17 protein-coding genes are annotated in these 20,770 nt (G+C 66.3%); 13 read left to right on the top strand and 4 right to left on the bottom strand.

Annotated features, from left to right (window positions below):
• The first annotated feature begins 82 nt into the window (after window positions 1-82).
• Together ACDI39_RS03115 and ACDI39_RS03110 are read left to right on the top strand one after the other, a co-directional pair.
• Window positions 83-1,171 carry a polyamine ABC transporter substrate-binding protein gene (locus tag ACDI39_RS03115; RefSeq protein ID WP_225787935.1) on the top strand — a complete coding sequence of 363 codons (1,089 nt, stop codon included), beginning with the start codon at window positions 83-85 and terminating at the stop codon, window positions 1,169-1,171.
• Between the two features lie 14 nt (window positions 1,172-1,185).
• Window positions 1,186-2,481 carry an NAD(P)/FAD-dependent oxidoreductase gene (locus tag ACDI39_RS03110; RefSeq protein ID WP_225787936.1) on the top strand — a complete coding sequence of 432 codons (1,296 nt, stop codon included), beginning with the start codon at window positions 1,186-1,188 and terminating at the stop codon, window positions 2,479-2,481.
• A 106-nt stretch (window positions 2,482-2,587) separates the two neighbouring features.
• Here ACDI39_RS03110 and ACDI39_RS03105 read toward each other — a convergent pair whose 3' ends face one another.
• The 3 genes from ACDI39_RS03105 to ACDI39_RS03095 form a co-directional block, all read right to left on the bottom strand.
• On the bottom strand, window positions 2,588-2,893 hold the full coding sequence (locus tag ACDI39_RS03105; protein ID WP_225787937.1) for a helix-turn-helix domain-containing protein: 306 nt from the start codon (window positions 2,891-2,893) through the stop codon (window positions 2,588-2,590).
• 182 nt (window positions 2,894-3,075) lie between these two features.
• Window positions 3,076-4,977 carry an acyltransferase family protein gene (locus ACDI39_RS03100; protein WP_225787938.1) on the bottom strand — a complete coding sequence of 634 codons (1,902 nt, stop codon included), beginning with the start codon at window positions 4,975-4,977 and terminating at the stop codon, window positions 3,076-3,078.
• A 176-nt stretch (window positions 4,978-5,153) separates the two neighbouring features.
• Window positions 5,154-6,530, bottom strand: coding sequence for an L-serine ammonia-lyase (locus tag ACDI39_RS03095; RefSeq protein WP_253081390.1), 1,377 nt, complete (start codon window positions 6,528-6,530; stop codon window positions 5,154-5,156).
• 146 nt (window positions 6,531-6,676) lie between these two features.
• On the opposite strand from ACDI39_RS03095, the gene ACDI39_RS03090 reads away from it, so the two are divergent.
• Entirely contained in the window at window positions 6,677-7,618 is a 942-nt protein-coding gene (locus tag ACDI39_RS03090; protein WP_225787940.1) for a LysR substrate-binding domain-containing protein, read from the top strand.
• Window positions 7,619-7,689: 71 nt separating this feature from the next.
• Here the strand turns inward: ACDI39_RS03090 and ACDI39_RS03085 are convergent, their stop codons facing one another.
• Window positions 7,690-9,381: a sulfatase-like hydrolase/transferase gene (locus ACDI39_RS03085; RefSeq protein WP_225787941.1), complete on the bottom strand. Its 1,692-nt coding sequence runs from the start codon at window positions 9,379-9,381 to the stop codon at window positions 7,690-7,692.
• Between the two features lie 384 nt (window positions 9,382-9,765).
• Here ACDI39_RS03085 and ACDI39_RS03080 point away from each other — a divergent pair, with 384 nt between their 5' ends.
• From ACDI39_RS03080 to ACDI39_RS03035, 10 genes are read left to right on the top strand one after another with little or no spacing between them, the layout of a single operon-like run.
• Window positions 9,766-11,118, top strand: coding sequence for a UDP-glucose dehydrogenase family protein (locus tag ACDI39_RS03080; RefSeq protein ID WP_225787942.1), 1,353 nt, complete (start codon window positions 9,766-9,768; stop codon window positions 11,116-11,118).
• Window positions 11,115-12,179: an NAD-dependent epimerase gene (locus ACDI39_RS03075; protein ID WP_225787943.1), complete on the top strand. Its 1,065-nt coding sequence runs from the start codon at window positions 11,115-11,117 to the stop codon at window positions 12,177-12,179. The genes ACDI39_RS03080 and ACDI39_RS03075 overlap by 4 nt, the downstream gene beginning before the upstream one ends.
• Window positions 12,176-12,922: a sugar transferase gene (locus ACDI39_RS03070; protein ID WP_225787944.1), complete on the top strand. Its 747-nt coding sequence runs from the start codon at window positions 12,176-12,178 to the stop codon at window positions 12,920-12,922. The genes ACDI39_RS03075 and ACDI39_RS03070 overlap by 4 nt, the downstream gene beginning before the upstream one ends.
• Window position 12,923: 1 nt before the next feature.
• Window positions 12,924-13,571, top strand: a complete 648-nt coding sequence (locus ACDI39_RS03065; RefSeq protein ID WP_253081388.1) for a CpsD/CapB family tyrosine-protein kinase — start codon at window positions 12,924-12,926, stop codon at window positions 13,569-13,571.
• Between the two features lie 21 nt (window positions 13,572-13,592).
• Complete coding sequence (locus tag ACDI39_RS03060) at window positions 13,593-14,630, top strand: polysaccharide biosynthesis/export family protein (protein ID WP_225787946.1); 1,038 nt, start codon at window positions 13,593-13,595, stop codon at window positions 14,628-14,630.
• Between the two features lie 13 nt (window positions 14,631-14,643).
• Window positions 14,644-16,218, top strand: a complete 1,575-nt coding sequence (locus tag ACDI39_RS03055) for a GumC family protein (protein ID WP_225787947.1) — start codon at window positions 14,644-14,646, stop codon at window positions 16,216-16,218.
• Window positions 16,203-17,306 carry a glycosyltransferase family 4 protein gene (locus ACDI39_RS03050; RefSeq protein WP_410046068.1) on the top strand — a complete coding sequence of 368 codons (1,104 nt, stop codon included), beginning with the start codon at window positions 16,203-16,205 and terminating at the stop codon, window positions 17,304-17,306. Before ACDI39_RS03055 ends, ACDI39_RS03050 begins: the two co-directional genes overlap by 16 nt.
• Window positions 17,303-18,673 (top strand): O-antigen ligase family protein, encoded by a 1,371-nt coding sequence (locus ACDI39_RS03045; RefSeq protein ID WP_486537610.1) that lies wholly within the window; start codon window positions 17,303-17,305, stop codon window positions 18,671-18,673. Before ACDI39_RS03050 ends, ACDI39_RS03045 begins: the two co-directional genes overlap by 4 nt.
• Entirely contained in the window at window positions 18,670-19,635 is a 966-nt protein-coding gene (locus ACDI39_RS03040) for a glycosyltransferase family 2 protein (protein ID WP_486537608.1), read from the top strand. The genes ACDI39_RS03045 and ACDI39_RS03040 overlap by 4 nt, the downstream gene beginning before the upstream one ends.
• Window positions 19,628-20,764 (top strand): glycosyltransferase, encoded by a 1,137-nt coding sequence (locus ACDI39_RS03035; RefSeq protein WP_225787950.1) that lies wholly within the window; start codon window positions 19,628-19,630, stop codon window positions 20,762-20,764. The genes ACDI39_RS03040 and ACDI39_RS03035 overlap by 8 nt, the downstream gene beginning before the upstream one ends.
• Window positions 20,765-20,770 lie beyond the last annotated feature (6 nt).

Raw genomic sequence — 20,770 nt, 5'->3', positions numbered from 1 at the left:
GTGGGTGCCGGCTGGCCGGCGATGGGCTGCAGCGCAGCCCCTGTTACACCGAACCCAAGAACAAGACCAACGAGGTGTCGACATGCGTCATTTACCACCCCTGATTCCCACCGCACTCACCCTGCTGTTCGGCGCGACCGCCCAGGCCCAGCCGACGGTCAGCGTGTACAACTGGACCGACTACATCGGTGACACCACCCTGGCCGACTTCCAGGCCAGCCGCGGGATCAAGGTGATCTACGACGTGTTCGACTCCAACGAGACCCTGGAGGGCAAGCTGTTGGCCGGGCGCACCGGCTACGACGTGGTGGTGCCTTCCAACCATTTCCTCGCCCGCCAGGCCCAGGCCGGCGCCTTCATGCCGCTGGAACGCAGCAAGCTGCCGAACTGGAAGCACCTGGACCCGACGTTGCTCAAGCAACTGGAACGCAACGACCCGGGCAACACCTATGCCGTGCCCTACCTGTGGGGCACCAATGGCATCGGCTACAACGTCGACAAGGTCAAGGCGGTGCTGGGCATCGAGCGCATCGACTCCTGGGCGGTGCTGTTCGAGCCAGAGAACCTGAAGAAGCTCAAGCAGTGCGGCGTGGCCTTCATGGACTCGCCCGACGAGATGTTCCCGGCCATGCTCCACTACCTGGGCATGGACCCGAACAGCGAGGCACCTGCCGACTATGCCAAGGCCGAGGCCAAGCTGCTGGAGCTGCGCCCGTACGTCACCTACTTCCATTCCTCCAAGTACGTCTCGGACCTGGCCAACGGCGATGTCTGCGTGGCCTTCGGCTACTCCGGCGACGTGTTCCAGGCGGCCAACCGCGCGCTGGAGGCCAACAACGGGGTGAAGGTCGCCTACAGCATTCCCAAGGAAGGCAGCAACCTGTGGTTCGACCTGCTGGCCATTCCCAAGGACGCCAACAACCCCGAACAGGCCCTGGCCTTCATCGACTACCTGCTCGACCCGCAGGTGATCGCCAAGGTCAGCGCTGCCGTTGGCTACGCCAACGCCAACCCGGACGCCAAGGCCTACATGGACGCGTCGCTGGTGGACAACCCCGAGATCTACCCGCCCCAGGAGGTGCTGGACAAGCTGTACGTCTCCAACACCCAGAGCCCGAAGATCATGCGGCTCATGACCCGCTCCTGGAGCAAGATCAAATCCAACCGCTAAGCCGAGCCCGCACCATGTCCCAGACCTACGAACACACGACCTCCTACTACGCCGCCACGGCGCGCGACCTGGCGCCCTACCCCAAGCTCGAAGGCGAGCTGAGCGCCGATGTCTGCGTGGTCGGCGGCGGCCTGACCGGGGTCAACACCGCCCTGGAACTGGCCGAACGCGGCCTCTCGGTGATCCTCCTGGAGGCCCGGCGCATCGGCTGGGGCGCCAGCGGGCGCAACGGCGGCCAACTGATCCGCGGCATCGGCCACGACGTCAGCGGGTTCGCCCGCTACGTCGGCCAGGACGGCGTGCGCTACCTGCAACAGGCCGGGATCGACTCGGTGGCGCTGGTGGCCCGGCGCATCGAGCAGTACGGCATCGCCTGCGACCTGCGCTGGGGTTTCTGCGAGCTGGCCAACACCCCCGCGCAGTTCGCCGCCTTCCAGCACGAACTGGACGACCTGGCAGCCCTCGGCTACGCCCACGAGACACGCCTGGTCGGCCCCGAGCGCATCCATGAGGTGGTCGCCAGCGACCAGTACGCCGGTGGCCTGGTGGACATGGGCTCGGGCCACCTGCACCCGCTCGACCTGGTGCAGGGCGAGGCACGTGCAGCGCACGGGCTCGGCGCCCGCCTGTTCGAGCGCAGCCCGGTGCTGCGCATCGAGCACGGCAGCACCGTGACCCTGCACTGCGCCCACGGCAAGGTCCGGGCGCAGAGCCTGGTGCTGGGTTGCAATGCCCACCTGGACGAGCTGGAGCCGCGCCTGAGCGGCAAGGTGCTGCCAGCCGGCAGCTACGTGGTGGCCACCGAGCCGCTGCCCGAGCGCATCGCGCGCACGCTGATCCCCCAGAACATGGCCCTGTGCGACCAGAAAGTGGGCCTGGACTACTACCGCCTGACCGCCGACCGGCGCCTGTTGTTCGGCGGTGCCTGTCACTATTCCGGGCGCGACCCGAAGGACATCGGCGCCTACATGCGACCGAAGGTGCTCAAGGTGTTCCCGCAACTGGCCGACGTGCGCATCGACTACCAGTGGGGCGGCATGATAGGCATCACCGCCAACCGGTTCCCCCAGGTCGGCCGGCTGAGCCAGCACCCCAACGTCTATTACGCCCAAGGCTATTCCGGCCATGGCCTGAACGTCACCCACTGGACCGCGAAGTTGCTGGCCGAGGCCATCGCCGTCGGCCACAGCCAGGGCCTGGATGTATTCAGCGCCGTGCCACACCTGACCTTCCCCGGCGGCAAGGCGCTGCGCTCGCCGCTGTTGGCGCTGGGGATGCTGTGGTATCGGTTGCGCGAGGTGCTCGGCTAGCGGCCTGTACGGTCAATTCGTTTACCGCAGTTCGGGGCCCTGGGGAGCGTCAGCAGCCTGACGAACCCTGGGCCCCGCCGGCGTCTCGCGACGAGGTCGAGCAACCTCAGAGAATGGCGTGCAGCCCCTTGTCGGCGATGACATTGAGCAACTTCAAGGCAGGCCCCGCAGGACGCGTTTCACCCTGCTCCCATTTGCGAATGGTCGAAGTCGAGGTGTGCAGGTGCAGTGCGAACACCGGCTGACTGAAATTGAGCGTCTCGCGCAACCGCCTGATATCGAGCGCACTGAAGTCGCGAACCGGCGCCGGGCAGATCGCTTCGAATTCACGCATCGTGACCTTGCCAACGGCTCCGGTCTCGTGGAGAGCGGACAGGTCGTCGCGCAAGGATTCAATCAGTTTGCTGGTCACAACAGACCTCCATCACACTGCTGGCCAGGGCATCCGCAAAGCTTTCGCTCACCACGGATCCGACATATGCCCGTAACGGGCATATTTTCCAGAAATGATCAAAAAGCCAAAGCCTGGTATTTCAGAGAACCATGTAGGAAATCAGCCCATCACCCGCCCCGCAGGACGCACTCGACAGCCGGTCACGACCGCCCCACAGGGTCACGCAACAACGAGTACCCCCGCTCCAGCAGCGTCTGGCCGATGAAGCGCGAGCCGACCTCGTTGAGGTGGGCGTTGTCCAGGTACAGCAGCTTGCCGTCGATCAACGGGCTGCAACGCTGGCCCGGGCAGATCACCTGGTTGGGGTCGATGAAGCGCACCTGGGGGTACTTGGCGCGGATCTGCGCCCAGTAGTGGGGCCGGCTGCTTTCGTCGGTCTCGCACTGGCGCTGCAGGTCGAACATTAGCCGACGGATCGGGCAGGTGGCGGCCTTGTCGATGGGCTGGTTGTTGAGGATCACGATGACCTGGCCGCTGTGCTCCACGGCATGGCGGATGCTGTCCTCGATGATGCCCTTGGCCGCTTCGTCGCGCGGCCAGCTGCCCGCCAGCACCACATAGCGGTAGCGGTTGCGCTCGATCAGGTCGAACACCCGCGCATTGCGCAAGTCGCAATGGGCCGCGTACACAGGCGACATGCCGCCGGTGTAGCCGAGCACCGGCAGGCAGTTGTCGATGGTGTAGTCCATCAGGCTGATGTTGTCTGGCCGCGCCAGGATGTCCACCATGCCCGAGAAATGGTTGGCGAAGGAGTCACCCACCAGGATGCCGTCGATGGCCGGCTTCTCGGCACCCAGGCGGCAGTCGTCCTTGGGCCCGGTGGTGTACAGGGCATTGACCACATGGCAGCCCCGGCGGATCTCGGCAGGCTTGCTCAAGGTCATGGCCTCCAGGCTCTCGACCTTGGCACTGAAGCGCTGCGGGAACCCTTCGAACTGCTGGGTCACCCCTGCCACCAGCACCAAGCCCAGCGCCGGCACCGCGAAGCGCCGGAAGAACACCTGGGCAAAGCGCAGCTGCACCCCGCTGCGGCGCATCGGCACCTCGACATAGCGCCAGGACAGCCAGGACAGCAGCACCGCGACCACCACCACGGCGCCGCCCACGCCCAGGGTAATGGGGACGCCCAAGTAGTTGAGGTAGGCGATCAACGGCCAATGCCACAGGTACAGGGAGTAGGAGATCAGCCCGATGAACACCATCGGCCGGCTACTCAACAACGGCGACCGTGCCCCACCCGCCCCGGCGTAGATCAGCAAGGCCGCACCCAGGCAGGGCCAGAGTGCGTTGAGACCAGGGAACGGCGCACCTTCGCCGAGCCATGCCAGCGATACGCCGATCAGCAGGTAGCCAAGCACCGTGCACACCCCGGCACGCACACGACCGATGGCCCGTGGCTGCTGCAGGTACAGGCCCAGCCAACCCCCGAGCATCAGCTCGAAGAAGCGCGTGGGCAGCAGGTAGTAGGACGCCGTGGCGAACATCCCGGTGGCGTAGTGGGAGAACGCCACGGCCAGCGCCACCCCCACGCCCAGCACCAGCAGCAGGTGGCGGGGAGCCAGCCGGTACACCAGCACCACCAGCAGCGGCCAGACCACGTAGAACTGCTCCTCGATGCCCAGCGACCAGGTGTGCAGCAAAGGCGCTTCGCTGGCGTCGGCGGCGAAGTAGTTGCCGTACGTGATCCAGATATAGAAGTTCGACACCCCCAGCAGGGAAAACAACGCCGTGGCGTTGAGCCGCATCAGGTCGACCGGCGACAGCAGGAAGGCGCCGACCACCACGCTGGCCAGCAGCACGGTGGCCAGCGCCGGCACGATACGGTTGATCCGCCTTTGGTAGAACCGCCTGAGGGAAAAGCGGCCTTCGCGCACTTCGGCGAAGACCTGGGAGGTGATGAGGAAACCGGAGATCACGAAGAAGATGTCGACACCGATGAAGCCGCCCGGCAGCCACGCGGTATTGAGGTGATGCACGAAGACGGCGATCACCGCCACCGCGCGCAAGCCGTCGATATCGGTGCGGTACTTTTCACGAGTCATGCGCCAAGCCTTCCCTAGGTTTTGGAGACGGATGCCCAGAGGCAATGTGCCATCTCACAGTTGTAGGCTGGATTTGCGCGCTCGCCAAGGCGAAAAGTCAAAAACCCGACAATCGTACACCTAGCCAGGGTAACCTTTGAAAAACCCTGGCGCGAATCGTCATTTTTCTGGCTCCATCAACACTCGACGAAGGCCACGGCCAGGCCGCCACGCGAGGTTTCCTTGTACTTGTCGTGCATGTCTGCGCCGGTATCGCGCATCGTGCGGATCACCTGGTCGAGGGAGATGAAGTGCTCGCCGTCGCCGCGCAGGGCCATCTGCACCGCATTGATCGCCTTGACCGCGGCGATGGCGTTGCGCTCGATGCACGGCACCTGGACCAGGCCGCCGACCGGGTCGCAGGTCAGCCCCAGGTTGTGTTCCAGGGCGATCTCGGCGGCGTTCTCCAACTGCGCCGGGGTCGCCCCGAGCACCTCGGCCAGGCCCGCGGCGGCCATGGCGCAGGCCGAACCGACCTCGCCCTGGCAACCGACTTCGGCGCCGGAGATCGAGGCGTTCTTCTTGCACAGGATGCCCACCGCCGCCGCGGCCAGCAGGAACGCCACCACATCGTCGTCGCTGGCGCCGGGGTTGAACTTCATGTAGTAGTGCAACACGGCCGGGATGATGCCGGCCGCGCCATTGGTGGGCGCGGTGACCATGCGCCCGCCGGCGGCGTTCTCTTCGTTGACGGCCAAGGCGAACAGGTTGACCCATTCCATGGCGCTCAGGGTCGAGCCGATCACGTTGGGCTTGCCCGCCTCCTGCAGGCTGCGGTGCAAGCGTGCAGCGCGGCGCCTGACCTTGAGCCCCCCAGGCAGGATGCCCTCGTTGCGCAGGCCGTTGGCGACGCACTCGCCCATCGCCGCCCAGATCTTCAGCAAGCCCTCGCGCACCTCGGCCTGCGGTCGCCAGGCGCATTCGTTGGCCAGCATCAGTTGGCTGACGCTGAGCCGGTGCGCCCTGCACAGCGCCAGAAGCTCTGCGGCGCTGGAAAATTCATAGGGCAGGCGCACCGGGTCGGCATTGGCCTCGGGGGCATCGATCTCGCCTTGCTCGACGATGAAGCCACCGCCGATGGAATAGTAGGTCTGGCTGAAGCGCTGCCCGTGCTCGCCAAAGGCGTGCAAGCGCATGGCGTTGGGGTGGTACGGCAGGTTCTCGTCGAGCAGCAGCAGGTCACGGGCATACTGGAAGGCCACCGGGTGACTGCCGTCGAGCATCAGCCGCTGCGTATCCAGCAACTGCTCGATGCGTGGCTCGATGCTCTGCGGCTCGATACGGTCCGGCCACTGGCCCATCAGGCCAAGCAGGCAGGCACGGTCGGTGGCATGGCCAACGCCGGTGGCCGACAGCGAGCCGTACAGGCGCACCTCGACACGCCTCACCTGCGCCAGCAGCCCGCGCTCGCGCAGGGCTTGGGCGAAAGTGGCCGCGGCACGCATCGGGCCGACGGTATGGGAGCTGGAGGGGCCGATGCCAATCTTGAAAAGGTCGAAAACACTGATAGCCATGCTAATGCCTGACCGTGACGGGCGACTGCGCCGTGACACGGCTCTCTGGAAAAATTGAACGGTATTGCGAATTTGCGCGATACTGCCGCGCACACCCGCCAATGACCAACGAAAGTTCCTAAGCAAGGCTTTAGCCTAACTAAACGATGCGACGACAACTCAATGGCCAGCTGTTCGTCTGGCTGCATGTATTCTCCTGCGCGGCGCGGCACCTGTCGTTCACCCGCTGCGCCGAGGAACTGCACATCACCCCCGGTGCCGTCAGCCAGCAGATGCGCCAATTGGAGGAGCGCCTGGGCTACCGCCTGTTCCTGCGCCGGGCCCGTGGCGTGGAGCTGAGCGCCGAGGGCCAGCGCCTGGCGCAGACGGTGACCGAAGCCTATGGCAGCATCGAAGCCGAACTGCTGCGCCTGGATGCCGGCGAGATCCGCGGCACCCTGCGCCTGCGATCGATCCCCTCGTTCCTGGCCAAGTGGCTGACACCCCGCCTGCCGCGCTTCCAGCAGCGCTACCCGGACATCGAGCTGCGCCTGGTGGCCGAGGACAGCAACCAGGCCTTGCACCCGGACGATTTCGACCTGGCCATCGACCTCAACGATGGCAGCTACCCGGGCATGCGCTCGACCCCGCTGCTGGAGGAGCAGATCTTCCCGGTGTGCTCGCCGGCCCTGCTGCGCGGGCGCCCGCCCCTGCATGGCCCTGCGGACCTGGTGCACTACCCATTGCTGCACGACATCACCGCCTGGCGTGGCAGCTCGGAATACGCCGAATGGGAGTTCTACCTGCAGAGCATCGGCGCAGGTGGGCTGGATGTGCGCCGCGGGCACACCTTCAACCGCAACCACCTGACCATCGAGGCAGCCATTGCCGGGGTCGGTGTGGCCATCGCCCGGCGCACCCTGCTCAACGACGAGCTCGAGCGCGGGGCGCTGATCGTGCCGTTCGGCATGCCGATCGCCAATCACAAGCGCTACATGCTGCACTACCCGCCGGGGGGCCTGGGCCAACCGGGGGCACGGGCGGTGCATGACTGGCTGGTGGAAGAGGCACAAGGGTTCCGGGCGTTGCATCCCCTGGCGTTGGCGTGACGCGGTGCTGTCCCCTTTTGGGGCGCGAAGCGGCCCTAATGACCTCGGGATGGCACCTGGCCCCAGGATGACTACTGCACCGCGATCACCTTGTCCGGCTTGGGCGTCACGATCCGCCCCAGGTCGATACGCCGGAAATCCGGCTTCGCCCCCAGCCGCGCATTGAATCGCACGTTGAAGGTGAAGGGGTCCTCGGTCGCCACATCCAGCGCCCGCCCGTACATCGCCGTCACCCCTGCCCGGTCATACCCCATCAGGCTCAGCAGGGTCGGGAAGATGTTGTAGTGGCTGGAAGCGTTGTGGTTGTCGCCCAGGTGCGCGCGCCAGTCGAGCGACTTCACCCCCTGGCCCTGGATCACCACCAATGGCACCAACCCCTCCTCCGCCACCGGGTCGCTGCCGCAATGGGTGTTCAACCCCGGATCGCCCCGCTCATGCAGGTCCTGCCCATGGTCGGAGGTATAGATCACCACCGCCTGGCTCAGGTCGCCCTCGGCGAACAGGCGCCGAAAGAACTCGCCCACGCTCCACAGCAGGCTGTTACGGTACGAGTTGCGATACAGCACCCAGTCCTGCGGCCGGCCATCGAAACCTTCGCGGGTGCCGGTGTCGGCAACGTCGGCGAAGCGCCCACGCGGCAGCGCCGGCTGGTACTGCATGAATGCGTCGGGGTACTTGTCGTGCACCGGGAAGTGGGCGCCGACCTTGTTGATCACGATCAACTGTGCCTGGTCGTCCCGCAGCAGCTGCACCAGTGTCTGCAACGCGGCCATATCGCGCTGCATCACCGGCGTGTCGTCGAACTGCACGAAGCGGTCGATGTCGCGCTTCTCGGTTTCGGTCATCAGGTTCTGCAGCTTGCCGCCGGTACGTTGCCCATCGATGTAGACCGTGCCCAGCCCCGCCTGCTTGGCGTACTGCCAGATCGATGGGCCGGTCGAGTTGATCCGCAGGTAATCGGCGCGGGTCCCGCCATAGCGCAAGGTAACGTTGGTGTCGGCACTGCAGTTGGCCACCGCCGCCGCATAGCCGTAGTTGAAGATCTCCACCCCGGGCTGCGCCTGGGCCAGGTGACTGGTGACCCCCGCCGGGGTGTTCAGGTCCAGGTAGTTGCCGGCGACGCTTTCGTCGATCACCAGCACGATGTCCCGTGCCAGGGGCGACCCCGAACGGGCCAGGGTCACCGGCTGGCGCGGCCCGACGCTGTCGTGCAGCGACTCGTAGGTGAACAGGCTCAGGTAGGCCAGCGGCGTGTACATCACCGGCAGGCCACGGGCACCTTCGCCGGCACGCACGAACAGGATGCCGATCAGCAGCAGCAAGGCCAGCAACGGTGCCGCGACCGGCACCAGCCGTGGCAAACGCGGCACGGCGCCCGGCCGCAGGCCGATGCCGAACAGCAGCAAAAGCCCCTTGGCCAGGGCCACGCTGATCGCCTGCTGGTACTGCTGCAGCGCCTCGTGGATGAAGCCGCCGGAATAGACCATGGAGACGAACGCGCTGTAAGTCAGGTACGAATCGGTGATGCGGGTGTAGGCATCGAAGAACACCGCACTGGCCGTCAACGCCACGGCCAGTGGCCAGCGTACCCAGGCCGGGCGTATCCAGGCCGCCAACAGCAAGGCCACGGTCGTGATCGCGAACAGCCCCAGGTACATCAGCAATGCCGGGCCGATGCCCAGTGCTTCCATCCGCTCCTGGTAATACGTGTGGAAGCTCGCCAGGTAGGCGACCAGCAACAATCCCTTGATCCCTGCGCGCATGATTCGGCCACTCCGGTCATGGTTTTCCCTTCAAACCGTAGCACCCCTGTAACAAATCACAAGCCGAGAAAGTCAATTTTCCGGCGTTAACGTCACGCTGTATTTTGGCGTTACAAGTGACTCATCCTTGAGACTCTCTATCACGTACAGACCACGTTTTTCGCGGCCTTTGACCGTTCATCGGTTTGCCAACCGGCCAATTGCCAGTAGCTTTCCACGCTAACTCACGGATTGGAAAAGGGTTGATGGCAGATGGCCCTCTCGCTCAGCGCTTGTAAATTCAACGAAACATGCCATTGCTTTGACGCAAAACCGGACGGCTGAGCTATACCGAATTCACCACCTTGTTTCATCCCTATTACTCATCCATACGAGGCACTGCGCATGGACGTGAGCGTTTTTGGTACTGGTTATGTCGGTCTGGTACAGGCGGCGGCCCTGGCAGATGTAGGCCACCGGGTCCTGTGCGTGGATGTCGACGCCCACAAGATCAACCAATTGCGCCAGGGCGTGCCGCCGATCAGCGAGCCAGGCCTGTCGGAGCTGCTGGAAGACAACATCAAGGACGGTCGCCTGTTGTTCAGCACCCAGGCCAGCGATGCCGTTAGCCACGCCGAGCTGATCTTCATCGCCGTCGGCACCCCACCCGACGAGGATGGCTCGGCCGACCTCTCCCATGTGCTCGATGTCACCCGCCAGATCGTCGCGCTGATGGAGCAGGACCGCACCCTGATCGTCAAGTCCACCGTGCCGGTGGGGACCGCCGACCAGGTCCTGGCCCTGGCCCGCGAGGAACTGCAGCGCCTGGGCAAGGGCCAGTTGCAGGTGCGCGTGGTGTCCAACCCCGAGTTTCTCAAGGAAGGCAGTGCCCTGGCCGATTGCATGCGCCCGGACCGCATCATCGTCGGCACCCGCGACGAGATCGCCCACGACCAACTGGCCGAGCTCTACGCCCCGTTCTGCCGCAACCACGAAAAACTGATGTTCATGGACAACCGCAGCGCCGAGCTGACCAAGTACGCTGCCAACGCCATGCTCGCCACGCGCATCAGCTTCATGAACGAGCTAGCCAACCTCAGCGAGCAGCTGGGCGCCGACATCGAGGCGGTGCGCCGGGGCATCGGCTCCGACCCGCGCATCGGCTATCACTTCATCTACCCCGGTTGCGGCTTCGGTGGCTCGTGCTTCCCCAAGGACCTCAAGGCCCTGCTGCACACCGCCGAGCGCAGCGGTATGCCGCTGCGCCTGCTGCAGAGCGTCACCGAGGTCAATGACCGGCAACGCCAGATCCTCTTCGCCAAGCTCAAGCAGCGCCTGGGCACGCCGCTGGCCGGCAAGTCCATCGCGCTCTGGGGCCTGGCCTTCAAACCCAACACCGACGACATGCGCGAGGCGCCCAGCCGCTACCTGATGGAAGCGCTGTGGGCCGAAGGCGCCACCGTGCGCGCCTACGACCCAGAGGCCATGGACGAATGCCGGCGCCTCTACGGCTACCGTGACGACCTGCAGTTGTGCGCCACCCGCGACGACACCCTGCAGGACGCTGATGCCCTGGTGATCTGCACCGAATGGAAGAACTTTCGCGTGGTCGACTTCGCCCTGCTGGCCAGCAAGCTGCGCGAACGGGTGATCGTCGACGGACGCAACCTGTACAACCCCGAGCAGGTGGCGGCCCATGGCCTGCTCTACAGCGGCATCGGCCTGCGCCAGGTCGCCCCACAAGTGGGTGCGCCATGAAAGTGCTGGTCACCGGCGCGGCCGGTTTCATCGGTGCCCACACCTGCCTGCGCCTGCTGCGCGACGGCCACCAGGTGGTGGGGCTGGACAATTTCAACGACTACTACGATCCGGCCATCAAGCATGCGCGGGTGCTCTGGGTCCGCCAGCAAGGCGGCGACTTCAACCTGCGCCACCTCGACCTGAGCGACCGCGACGGCATGGCCCGGCTGTTCGCCATGGAGCGCCCGGAGGTGGTGGTGCACCTGGCCGCCCAGGCCGGCGTGCGCCATTCGTTGCAAAACCCCCAGGCCTACATCGACAGCAACCTGGTCGGATTCCTCAACATCCTCGAGGGTTGCCGCCGCCACCCAGTGCAGCACCTGCTGTACGCCTCGTCCAGCTCGGTGTACGGGGCCAACCGGCAGACCCCGTACCGCGTGCAGGACACCGTCGACCATCCGCTGTCACTGTACGCCGCCACCAAGAAGGCCAACGAGGCCATGGCCCACAGCTACAGCCACCTGTTCGGCATCCCTTGCAGCGGCCTGCGCTTCTTCACCGTGTACGGCCCCTGGGGCCGCCCGGACATGTCGCCGATGCAGTTCGCCAAGGCGATCAGCGAAGGCCGGCCGATTCAGCTGTTCAACCATGGCCGCCACCAGCGCGACTTCACCTATATCGACGACATCGTCGAAAGCCTGGTGCGGCTGATGCCACGGGCGCCGGCAGGCGACCCGGACTGGAACCCCCATGCCCCCGACCCGGCCAGCAGCCAGGCGCCCTGGCGCCTCTACAACATTGGCGGGCAGCGCCCGGTGGAACTGCTCGACTACCTGGCGCTGCTGGAGAAGCACCTGCAACGCAATGCAGTGATCGAGCTGCTGCCGTTGCAGCCGGGCGACGTGCTGGCCACCTGCGCCGATGCCAGCGCCCTGGCCCGGGTCACCGGCTTCACCCCACAGGTTTCCCTCGATGAAGGGCTCAGGCGATTCATCGCCTGGTTTCAAGAGTACTGCGCGCCCAACGCCACGACGACCACCCCGGCAGGCGAGCAGGCGGATCAACGGAGGGCGGTATGACGGGACAACCCAGAAGCGCGCAATTGCAGGCGCTGCACCAGGACAAACGCATGGACCCACTGCACCGGCAGCGCATCGACGCGGCCATCCACATGCAGGGCCGCGGCTGGCTTACCGGCCGCGTCGGTGGGCGACCGTGGACCCTGTCGCGGACCAACCGCGTGCTGTCGTGCCTCGCCGCACTGGCCTTGCTGCTGGTGCTATCACCCCTGTTCATCGTGCTCGCCGTGCTGATCAAGCGTTCGAGCCCGGGCCCGGTGTTCTTCGTGCAAAAGCGCACTGGCTACCGCGGGCGGGTGTTCGGCATGTTCAAGTTCCGCACCATGGTCGCCGACGCCGAGGCACTGAAGGAGTCGCTGCGCCACCTGAACAAGCACGGCGCCGATGCCATCGACTTCAAGATCGACAAGGACCCGCGCATCACCTCGGTCGGCGGCTGGCTGCGGCGCAGCAGCCTGGACGAGCTGCCCAACCTGATCAACGTGGTCACCGGCGACATGCGCCTGGTCGGCCCGCGCCCCACCTCGTTCAACGCCTACCGCTACAAGGACAACCACCTCGCGCGGCTGTCCATCTACCCCGGCATGACCGGCCTCTGGCAGATCTCCGGACGCAGCAACATCGACTTCGACCAACGCGTAGAGCTAGACCTGAGCTACATCAACGAACAGAGCCTGATGCTGGACCTGAAGATCCTCTTCAAGACTCCGTTCAAAGTCTTCACTGGCCACGGAGCAAGTTGAGATGGACGGTTCCACTTCGAGAAGCCTGAGTATCGCCACCCCGAGCGAGACCAACCTGACCGCCACTGTCCTTGACCTCGACCAGCGCACCCTGTTGCTGACCGCGGCCAACACCGGCAGCGGCACCAGTACCAGCACCCTGGCCTTCGCCAGCCAACTGGCCCTGATGAGCGCGGGCAGCGTGCTGCTGATCGACAGCAGCAACAGTGCCAACAGCCTCAGCCAGCAACTGGGCCTGGGCAAGCTGCGCGGGTTCACCGACCTGCTGTTCGACCAGGACACCCCGCCACTGGCCGAGGACTGCATCGTGCGCTTGTCCGACCAGGCATTCGACATGCTCCCCGGCGGCACCTGGATACGTGGCCGCGACCGCCTCGACCCCGAGCGCCTGCGCGTGCTGCTGCGCCAGCTCGCGGCCCAGTACCGCTTCGTGGTGATCGACGGCGAAGCCGTCTATGCCAGCGCCGACAGCCTGGTGATCGGCCCCCTGGTCGATGGCGTGATCCTCGTGGTGTGCGGCGAGCAGACGCGCTGGGAAGTCGCCCAGGCCGCCGCCCAGCGCCTGAGCCAGGCCGGCGCGCGGCTGATCGGCAGCGTGTTCAACAAGCGCAAGTACTACATGCCCAAGTGGCTGTACGACAACCTCTGAGGCCAGCACAGGATACCCACCATGAAATACCCATCGATTGCCCTGTGCGTGCTGGCACTGACCGGCTGCGCCAGCCAGGAAGCCCGGCAGATGCCGGTACAGATCCTCACCGCGCCGCCCACCGAGGCGCAGAACACCGAGATCGCCCGCCAGGAACAGGTGCTGCGCCCGCAGGACGTGCTGGAAGTGATCTTCCACCTCGGCAGTAGCAGCAGCTCGGGGGCCTACCGCATCCAGACCGGCGATACCGTCGACCTGAATTTCCTCGCCGCCGGCAACCTCAATGGCAGCCAACTGGTGCAGCCCGACGGCAGCATCACCCTGCCCAGCACCAACACCAGCGTGAACATCGCCGGCATGAGCACCGCCGAAGCCGAGAGCGCCATCCAGCAGGCCTATCGCAACAAGCGCGTGTTCCAGCGCAACCGCGACCAGGTCACGGTGCGCGTGCTCAGCCCCATGAGCACCATGAAGGATGCCCTGACCCACCCCGGCACCGGCATGAGCCGCGACATCACCGTGGGCATGGACGGGCGCGCGACCTTCCCCGAGATCGGCTCGATCCCGCTGCAGGGCATGACCGTCAACCAGCTGCGCGACTACCTCAACGAGCGCTACGCCAGCCTGCCGGGGCGCATGACCGTCGATGTGCTGCTCAAGTCCACCGCCGTCAACGAGATCTACGTGCTCGGCGAGGTCGGCCAGCCCGGCGCCTTCCCGATCCGCCGCCCGGTTTCGGTGCTCGAGGCGCTGACCCTGGCACGCGGCCCGACCATCAAGGCCAGGCTCGGCTCGGTGGTGATCATGCGGCGCAACGGCAACACCGTGCAGGCCTACAACTACGACGTCGACGAAGCGCTGTCGGGGAAAAGCCAGGCGATCGCCTACCTGCAGCCCGAGGACATGCTCTACGTGCCCAAGACCAAGCTGGCCAGCGCCGGCGAGCTGTCCCGGCAACTGGCCGACGTGATCCTGTTCCAGGGCATGGGCGTGAACTTCAGCTATCGCCTGGACAGCAAGGACGACAACAACGACCGGCGCGAAATCGACGCCGAATGACCGGGAGAACGCCATGACTACGCAACCCAAAGAGAACTACGTGCATGAGTTCTTCCGGATCTTCTTCGCCAACCGCCAGTTGGTCAAACGGGTGTTCCTGATCTTCGCGGTGATCGCCGTGGTGCTGCCGCTGGTGCTCAAGCAGAGCTACGACATCACCGCCGAGGTCATCGTGCAGTCCAAGAAGCTCTCGCAGAGCGACACCAGCTCGTCCCTGACCCAGGAGGCCGACCGCTTCATCCCGCCCTCGCTGGCCGACATGGAGACCGAGAGCAACATCCTGCGCTCGCCGACGCTGATCCGCCAGACCATCGACCAGCTGCGCCAGGAAGGCCACTACCAGGCCGAGCCCGGCCTGCTGCAGCGCTATGTGTCCGTGCCCCTGCGCGAACACGTGACCGACCCGCTCAAGCGCCTGTTCGGCAACGAGGTGGCCGAACAGCGCGACACCGCGCTCGATGACCTCACCGACCAGGCGATCAAGGAACTCACCGTCGAGACCCTGCCCGGCTCCAACGTGATCTCGGTGATCTACAGCGCCGACGATCCCAAGCTCGGCACCCTGTTCGTCCAGCGCTTGCTCGACAACTTCCTGAAGAACCGCCAGGACCTGCAGTCCAACGAACTGCCGGAAACCTTCTACGAGCAGAAGAAGCTGCACTACCAGGCCCGCCTGGGCGACCTGGAGAGCCAACGCCTCGGCCTGCTCGAAGCGGTCGGCTCGTCGGACCCGAAAGAGGAGATCACCTTCCGCCTCAACGCCATCAACACCGAGGAGCAGGCGCTGAACCTGTACCGCGACCGGCAGTTGCAGAACCGCCAGTGGCTGGACTACCTCAAGAGCAGCATGGCCATGGCCAACAAGGCCAGGATGACCGACTACAGCTTCCCCTACACCTTCACCACCACGGTCGACAACGTGGCCTTCGAGGACCGCGAGATCAAACAACTGGGTGAACAGCTGACCAGCCAGGTGGCCCGCTACGGCGCCGACCTGGCCGTGTTCCAGGCCAGCGCCGAACCCATGCTGCTGCTGCGCGAGCAGATCGGCCGCACCCGCCAGCAGTTCCTCAAGATCGTCGACAACCGCATCCGCGAACGCCAGCAGGACCTGGCCGTGACCCAGCAGGTGATCGATCAGAAGACCCAGCGCATCGCCGACTACAAGGCGCGCATCCACCAACTGCGCGAGACCCAGAGCAAGACCCGCCAGCTGGACACCGAGATCGATGCCCTGCACAAGGCCTTCTCCACCTACGCCCAGCGCTACGAGGAAAGCCGTGGCCAGGGCCTGCTCGATGGCAGCCAGTCCAACGCGCGGATCCTCAGCGCGCCGTACGAGCCGACCACCGCGGCCTTCCCCAAACCTGGCCTGATCATCCCGTTCGGCCTGCTCACGGGCATCCTGCTGTCGATCGCCCTGGTCTACATCAAGGAGTTCTTCGACCATCGCTTCAAGCATCCGGCGCAGATCGCCCATCAACTGGACCTGCCGGTGCTGCTGGTGATCAACGACCAGGCTCCGGCCCTGCCCAATCCGCATCGGTCCTGGTCGCTGCCACGCCTGATGCACTGGGTGCGCAATTGAACGCCGCCGTGCCCGCCGGCCACCGGCCGATCCTCCATCTGCTCAGCAGTGGCGGGTTCTACGGTGCCGAGCGCATGCTGCTGGACCACTGCCAGGCCACGCCGGGCCAGCATCGGGTGCTGTTCCTCGATGCCCCGGCGCAGCTGGTGGCGCGCTTTCGCGAGGCCGGCGTCGCGTGTCAATCGTGCCAGGGCCTGGTGCAGTTGCTGGCACAGCTGCACCAGTACCGGGGTGAACGGCCCTTGATCAACACCCACAACTTCAAGGGCCTGGTGTTCGGCTGGCTGGGCGCGACCCTATGGCGCCTGCCGCTGGTCAGTACCCAGCACGGCTTCACCCCGAGCAACCGCAAGCAGCGCCTATACACCTGGCTCACCTTGCAGCTGTGCCGCACACCCAAGGTGCAGCGGGTGGTCTGCGTGGCCGAGAGCATCGCCGCGCTGCTGCGTCAGGCGGGGGTCGCGGCCGGCAAGCTGCAGGTGATCCCCAACGGCCTGCCGCAGGCCGCCGCAGCGCCCAGGCGTGTCCACGGCAACGGCCAGTGGCTGGTCGGCTACGTGGGCCGCTTGAGCCGCGAGAAAGGCCCGGACCTGTTCCTCGACACCCTGATCCCGCTGTGCCAGCGCCACCCCCGGCTACAGGCGGTGATGCTCGGCGATGGCCCGGAACGCGCCGCGCTGCAGGCCCGTATCGATGCCGCCGGGCTGGGCGAGCGCATCAGCCTGCCGGGCTTTCAGCACGACATGCGCAGCTGGATGGCGCGGCTGGACACCCTGGTGATCAGCTCGCGCACCGAAGGCACGCCGATGATCCTGCTCGAAGCCATGCAAGAAGGCGTGCCGGTGGTGGCTTTCGGCGTCGGCGGCATCCCCGATGTCATCGAACACGGCCGCAACGGCCTGCTGGCCCGGCCGCTGGCGGTCGACGAGCTGGGGCGGCACCTGCAAGCCCTGCTCGACGACCCGGCGCAGGTCGCCGAACTGGTGGCCCGTGCCCGCCAGACCCAGCAGGAACGCTACCACCTGCCGACCCTGGCACTGCACTGGGCCCAGGTCTACCAGGGCGCGGCACAGGAGGTTGTCACATGATCATCCCACTGTCGCTGGTCAGCCTGGCCGGCCTGCTGTGCCTGGTGCTGCTGGCCAGCCCCTATCCCTACCTGGCGCCGGGCGCGGTGCTCGCCCTGGCCGGTGCGCTGGTGCTGTACCGGCGTCCGGCCTGGGGGCTGCTGGCGATCGCCACGCTGGTCCCGCTGGAGGGGCTGCTCAAGGACGGCCTGCTCTCCGGCGCCAAGCTGGTCGGGGTCGGCCTGGCGCTGATCCTGGCCCTGCAACTGGCCGTGCGCCAGTTGCCCGGCGAACGCCTGCGCAGCAGCCACTGGCGCCTGCTGCTGCCGTTTTTGGTGCTGTACCTGCTGAGCCTGTGGACCAGCGACAACCTGGCCCTGTCCCTGGGCCACCTGCGTGAACTGATCGTCGGCCTGGTGGTGTTCGTCATCGCCCTGCTGGTCGGTCGCGACCTGAACCTGGCCATGCTGGCGCGGCTGGTGAGCCTGAGCGTGTGCGTGATGTGCCTGTTCGCCATCTTCTCCACCAAGTACCAGGAACAGGGCCGCGCCACCGCGATGCTCGACCCCAACCTGTTCGCCATGCTGATCACCGTGGCCATGCCGATGAGCCTGTGGCTGGCGATCAAGGGCCGCCAGGTGCCGGTCAAGCTGTTCTGGGCCGCCTGCTGCCTGTTGCTGCTGGCCGGCATGACCAAGACCGAATCGCGCTCGGGCCTGGTGGTGCTGATGATCAGCCTGGTCATCGTGCTCTACAACTACCGCGAACAGCTGCGGCGCATCCGCCCGCGGCACCTGGGGTTCGCCATGCTCGGCCTGGCCATCGTGCTGCCGCTGGGGGCGGCGCTGATGCCGGCCGGCTACGTCGAGCGTATCCAGTCGCTGGTGCTGCTCAAGTCTGGGGTCAATGCGCACAAGGACGAGTCCCTGGGCCGCCGCGCCTCCTACCTGGTGGTGGGCAGGGAGATGATCGGCGACAGCCCGGTGTTGGGCACCGGCCCTGGCACCTTCCCGCTGCACTATGCCAGCACCGGTTTCTCCAAGGCCTTCGCCCCGGTCAACAGCAAGGTCACCGACCTCTACCGCCGGGCCCACAACACCTACCTGGAGATCGTCAGCGAAACCGGGTTGCCGGCCGGGCTGCTGTTCGTCGGCATGATCGCCCTGGCCCTGCGCAACTTCTGGCGAGCGCGCGCCGCCTGGCAGGCCGCCGGCGACCAGGACCAGGCCGACATGATGACCCACCTGACCATGAGCATGCTCGCCCTGGCGCTGTTCCTGATGTTCCTCAGCGCCCCCAGCCACAAGTACCTGTGGCTGATGCTGGCGCTGTCCAGCGTGGCCTGGCGCAAGGCCGCCGAAACGCGAACGATGGGGGGCGCGGCATGAGCCTGGTCAGCATCGTCATCCCCATGTTCAACGAGGCCCGGCACATCGCCCGGACCTTGCAGGCGGTACAGGCCGCCGCCGCGCAGGCAGGCCTGGCCTGCGAGGTGCTGGTGGTGGACAACGGCTCCAGCGACGCCGGGCCGCGTATCGCCCAGGCCCATGGCGCGCGCGTGCTGAGCCTGCCAGGCATGGCCATCGGCGCCCTGCGCAACCATGGCGCGCGGGCCAGCCAGGGGCAGTGGCTGGCGTTTCTCGACGCCGACATCGAAGTGCCCGCCGACTGGCTCGGCCGCCTGCTCGAACTGCACCGCCGTGGCGAAGGCGATGTCTTCGCCCTGGACTGCGATACCCCGCGCCAGGCGCCCTGGTTCGCCTATGCCTGGCAGCGCCGCACGCTGCGCGCCGGGCAGACAGTGCAGGACAGCACCTGGCTGCCGACCCCCAACCTGCTGATGCAGCGCCAGTGGTTCGAACGCGTCGGTGGCTTCGACGAGCGCCTGCGCACCGGCGAGGACAAGGACTTCACCCTGCGCCTGCACCAGGCCGGCGCCCGCCTGCGGGTGCTGCGCCAGCCGGTGGTGCTGCACTGGGGGTTCGAGGGCAGTTGGGCGGAATGGCTGGGCAAGGAGCTCTGGCGCCAGGGCAGCCACGTGCAACTGCTGCGCAGCCATGGCCTGAACCTGCGCCTGCTGCGCTTCCCGCTGCTGTCGCTGGCGATCTGGCTGCTCGATGCCCTGGCCCTGTCGCTGCTCCTGGCCGGCTCAGGGCACACCGCCCTGCTCCTGCTGCTGGTCGGCGCCCTGCCCGCCCTGGCGCTGAGCCTGCGCCAGAGCCTGAAGCACCGCGACCCGCTGTTCATCCTGCAACTGTGGGGGCTGCACTGGATCCGCCTGCACCTGGCCGGCGCGGCCCTGGTGCTCAATCTGTTCAACTGCAACGCAAGGAGGCCCGCTCGTGGCTGAATTCATCTTCTGGCTATGCCTGCTCCTGCCTTTCTATGCCTGGCTGGGCTACCCGCTGCTGCTCACGGCCATGGGGCCGTTCTTCCCCCGGCGCCGCCCCGCGCCGTTGCCAGCGCAGCACGTCAGCGTGGTGGTGGCCGCGCACAACGAGCAGCGGCACGTCGAGGACAAGCTGCGCAACCTGCTGGCGCACGACTGTCGCGTCGCCAGCCTGCAGATCGTCCTGGCCAGCGACGGCTCCAGCGACTGCACCGTGGCCCTGGCCCGCAACTTCGACGACCCACGCATCCTGGTGCTCGACCTGCCGCGCCAAGGCAAGAACAGCGTGCTGAACGCCGCGGTCGCCCACTGCACGGGCGACATCCTGGTGTTCACCGATTGCGACGTGCAGTGGGTCGACGGCACCCTCGACGCACTGCTGGCGCCGTTCGCCGACGCCGACGTCGGCGGCACGGTAGGCAAGATGATCATCCCCGTGGCGGGCAAGGGCCTGAGCCTGGGCGAAAGCCTCTACCGCCGCTACGAAGCCTGGCTGCGCCGGGTGGAGAATCGCACCGGTTGCACGGTTTCGGCCGACGGTGCCCTGCAGGCGCTGCGCCGCGAGCTGTACCAGCCGATCCCCGAACGGGTCAACGACGACTTCTACATCAATACCTGTGCCCCAGTCGCCGGCAAGCGTGTCGTCTATGTCGACCAAGCCACGGTGCTCGACTGTGGCGTCGACGAAGCCGAGCGGCAGTTCAGCCGCCGCCAGCGCGTCACCGTCGGCGGCCTGATCAGCCTCGCCGCTCGGCGTGAACTGCTCGACCCCCTGCGCCACGGTCTGTACGCCATCGCGCTGATCAGCCACAAGCTGGTCCGCCGCCTGGCCCCGGTGCTGCTGTTGCCCTTGCTGCTGGTCAACTTCTGGTTGCTCGACGAGCATGGCTTCTACCGCCTGACCCTGGCCGCCCAGTTGCTCGGCTACGCCATCGCCGTGGCCGGCCTGCTGGATGTGCGCCATCGCCTGCCCAGGCCGTTTCGCCTCGCCGCTTTCGTGCTGGTGACCCTGGCCGGCATGAGCGTCGGCCTGTGGCAGTTCCTGCGCGGGCACAGCTACAACCAATGGACCCCCAACCAGACCCGATGAGTGCCT

Source organism: Pseudomonas sp. Tun-23181 (genome assembly GCF_057415455.1).
This window is presented reverse-complemented; position numbering and strand designations above follow the sequence as displayed.

Bases quoted from the DNA above. Each gene is read 5' to 3' on its own strand.
- ACDI39_RS03085 (WP_225787941.1), bottom strand. From the start codon at position 9,381: ATGCGCGCAGGGATCAAGGGATTGTTGCTGGTCGCCTACCTGGCGAGC.
- ACDI39_RS03040 (WP_486537608.1), top strand. From the start codon at position 18,670: ATGAGCCTGGTCAGCATCGTCATCCCCATGTTCAACGAGGCCCGGCAC.
- ACDI39_RS03100 (WP_225787938.1), bottom strand. From the start codon at position 4,977: ATGACTCGTGAAAAGTACCGCACCGATATCGACGGCTTGCGCGCGGTG.
- ACDI39_RS03090 (WP_225787940.1), top strand. From the start codon at position 6,677: ATGCGACGACAACTCAATGGCCAGCTGTTCGTCTGGCTGCATGTATTC.
- ACDI39_RS03075 (WP_225787943.1), top strand. From the start codon at position 11,115: ATGAAAGTGCTGGTCACCGGCGCGGCCGGTTTCATCGGTGCCCACACC.
- ACDI39_RS03060 (WP_225787946.1), top strand. From the start codon at position 13,593: ATGAAATACCCATCGATTGCCCTGTGCGTGCTGGCACTGACCGGCTGC.
- ACDI39_RS03070 (WP_225787944.1), top strand. From the start codon at position 12,176: ATGACGGGACAACCCAGAAGCGCGCAATTGCAGGCGCTGCACCAGGAC.
- ACDI39_RS03115 (WP_225787935.1), top strand. From the start codon at position 83: ATGCGTCATTTACCACCCCTGATTCCCACCGCACTCACCCTGCTGTTC.
- ACDI39_RS03080 (WP_225787942.1), top strand. From the start codon at position 9,766: ATGGACGTGAGCGTTTTTGGTACTGGTTATGTCGGTCTGGTACAGGCG.
- ACDI39_RS03110 (WP_225787936.1), top strand. From the start codon at position 1,186: ATGTCCCAGACCTACGAACACACGACCTCCTACTACGCCGCCACGGCG.
- ACDI39_RS03095 (WP_253081390.1), bottom strand. From the start codon at position 6,530: ATGGCTATCAGTGTTTTCGACCTTTTCAAGATTGGCATCGGCCCCTCC.
- ACDI39_RS03055 (WP_225787947.1), top strand. From the start codon at position 14,644: ATGACTACGCAACCCAAAGAGAACTACGTGCATGAGTTCTTCCGGATC.
- ACDI39_RS03045 (WP_486537610.1), top strand. From the start codon at position 17,303: ATGATCATCCCACTGTCGCTGGTCAGCCTGGCCGGCCTGCTGTGCCTG.
- ACDI39_RS03065 (WP_253081388.1), top strand. From the start codon at position 12,924: ATGGACGGTTCCACTTCGAGAAGCCTGAGTATCGCCACCCCGAGCGAG.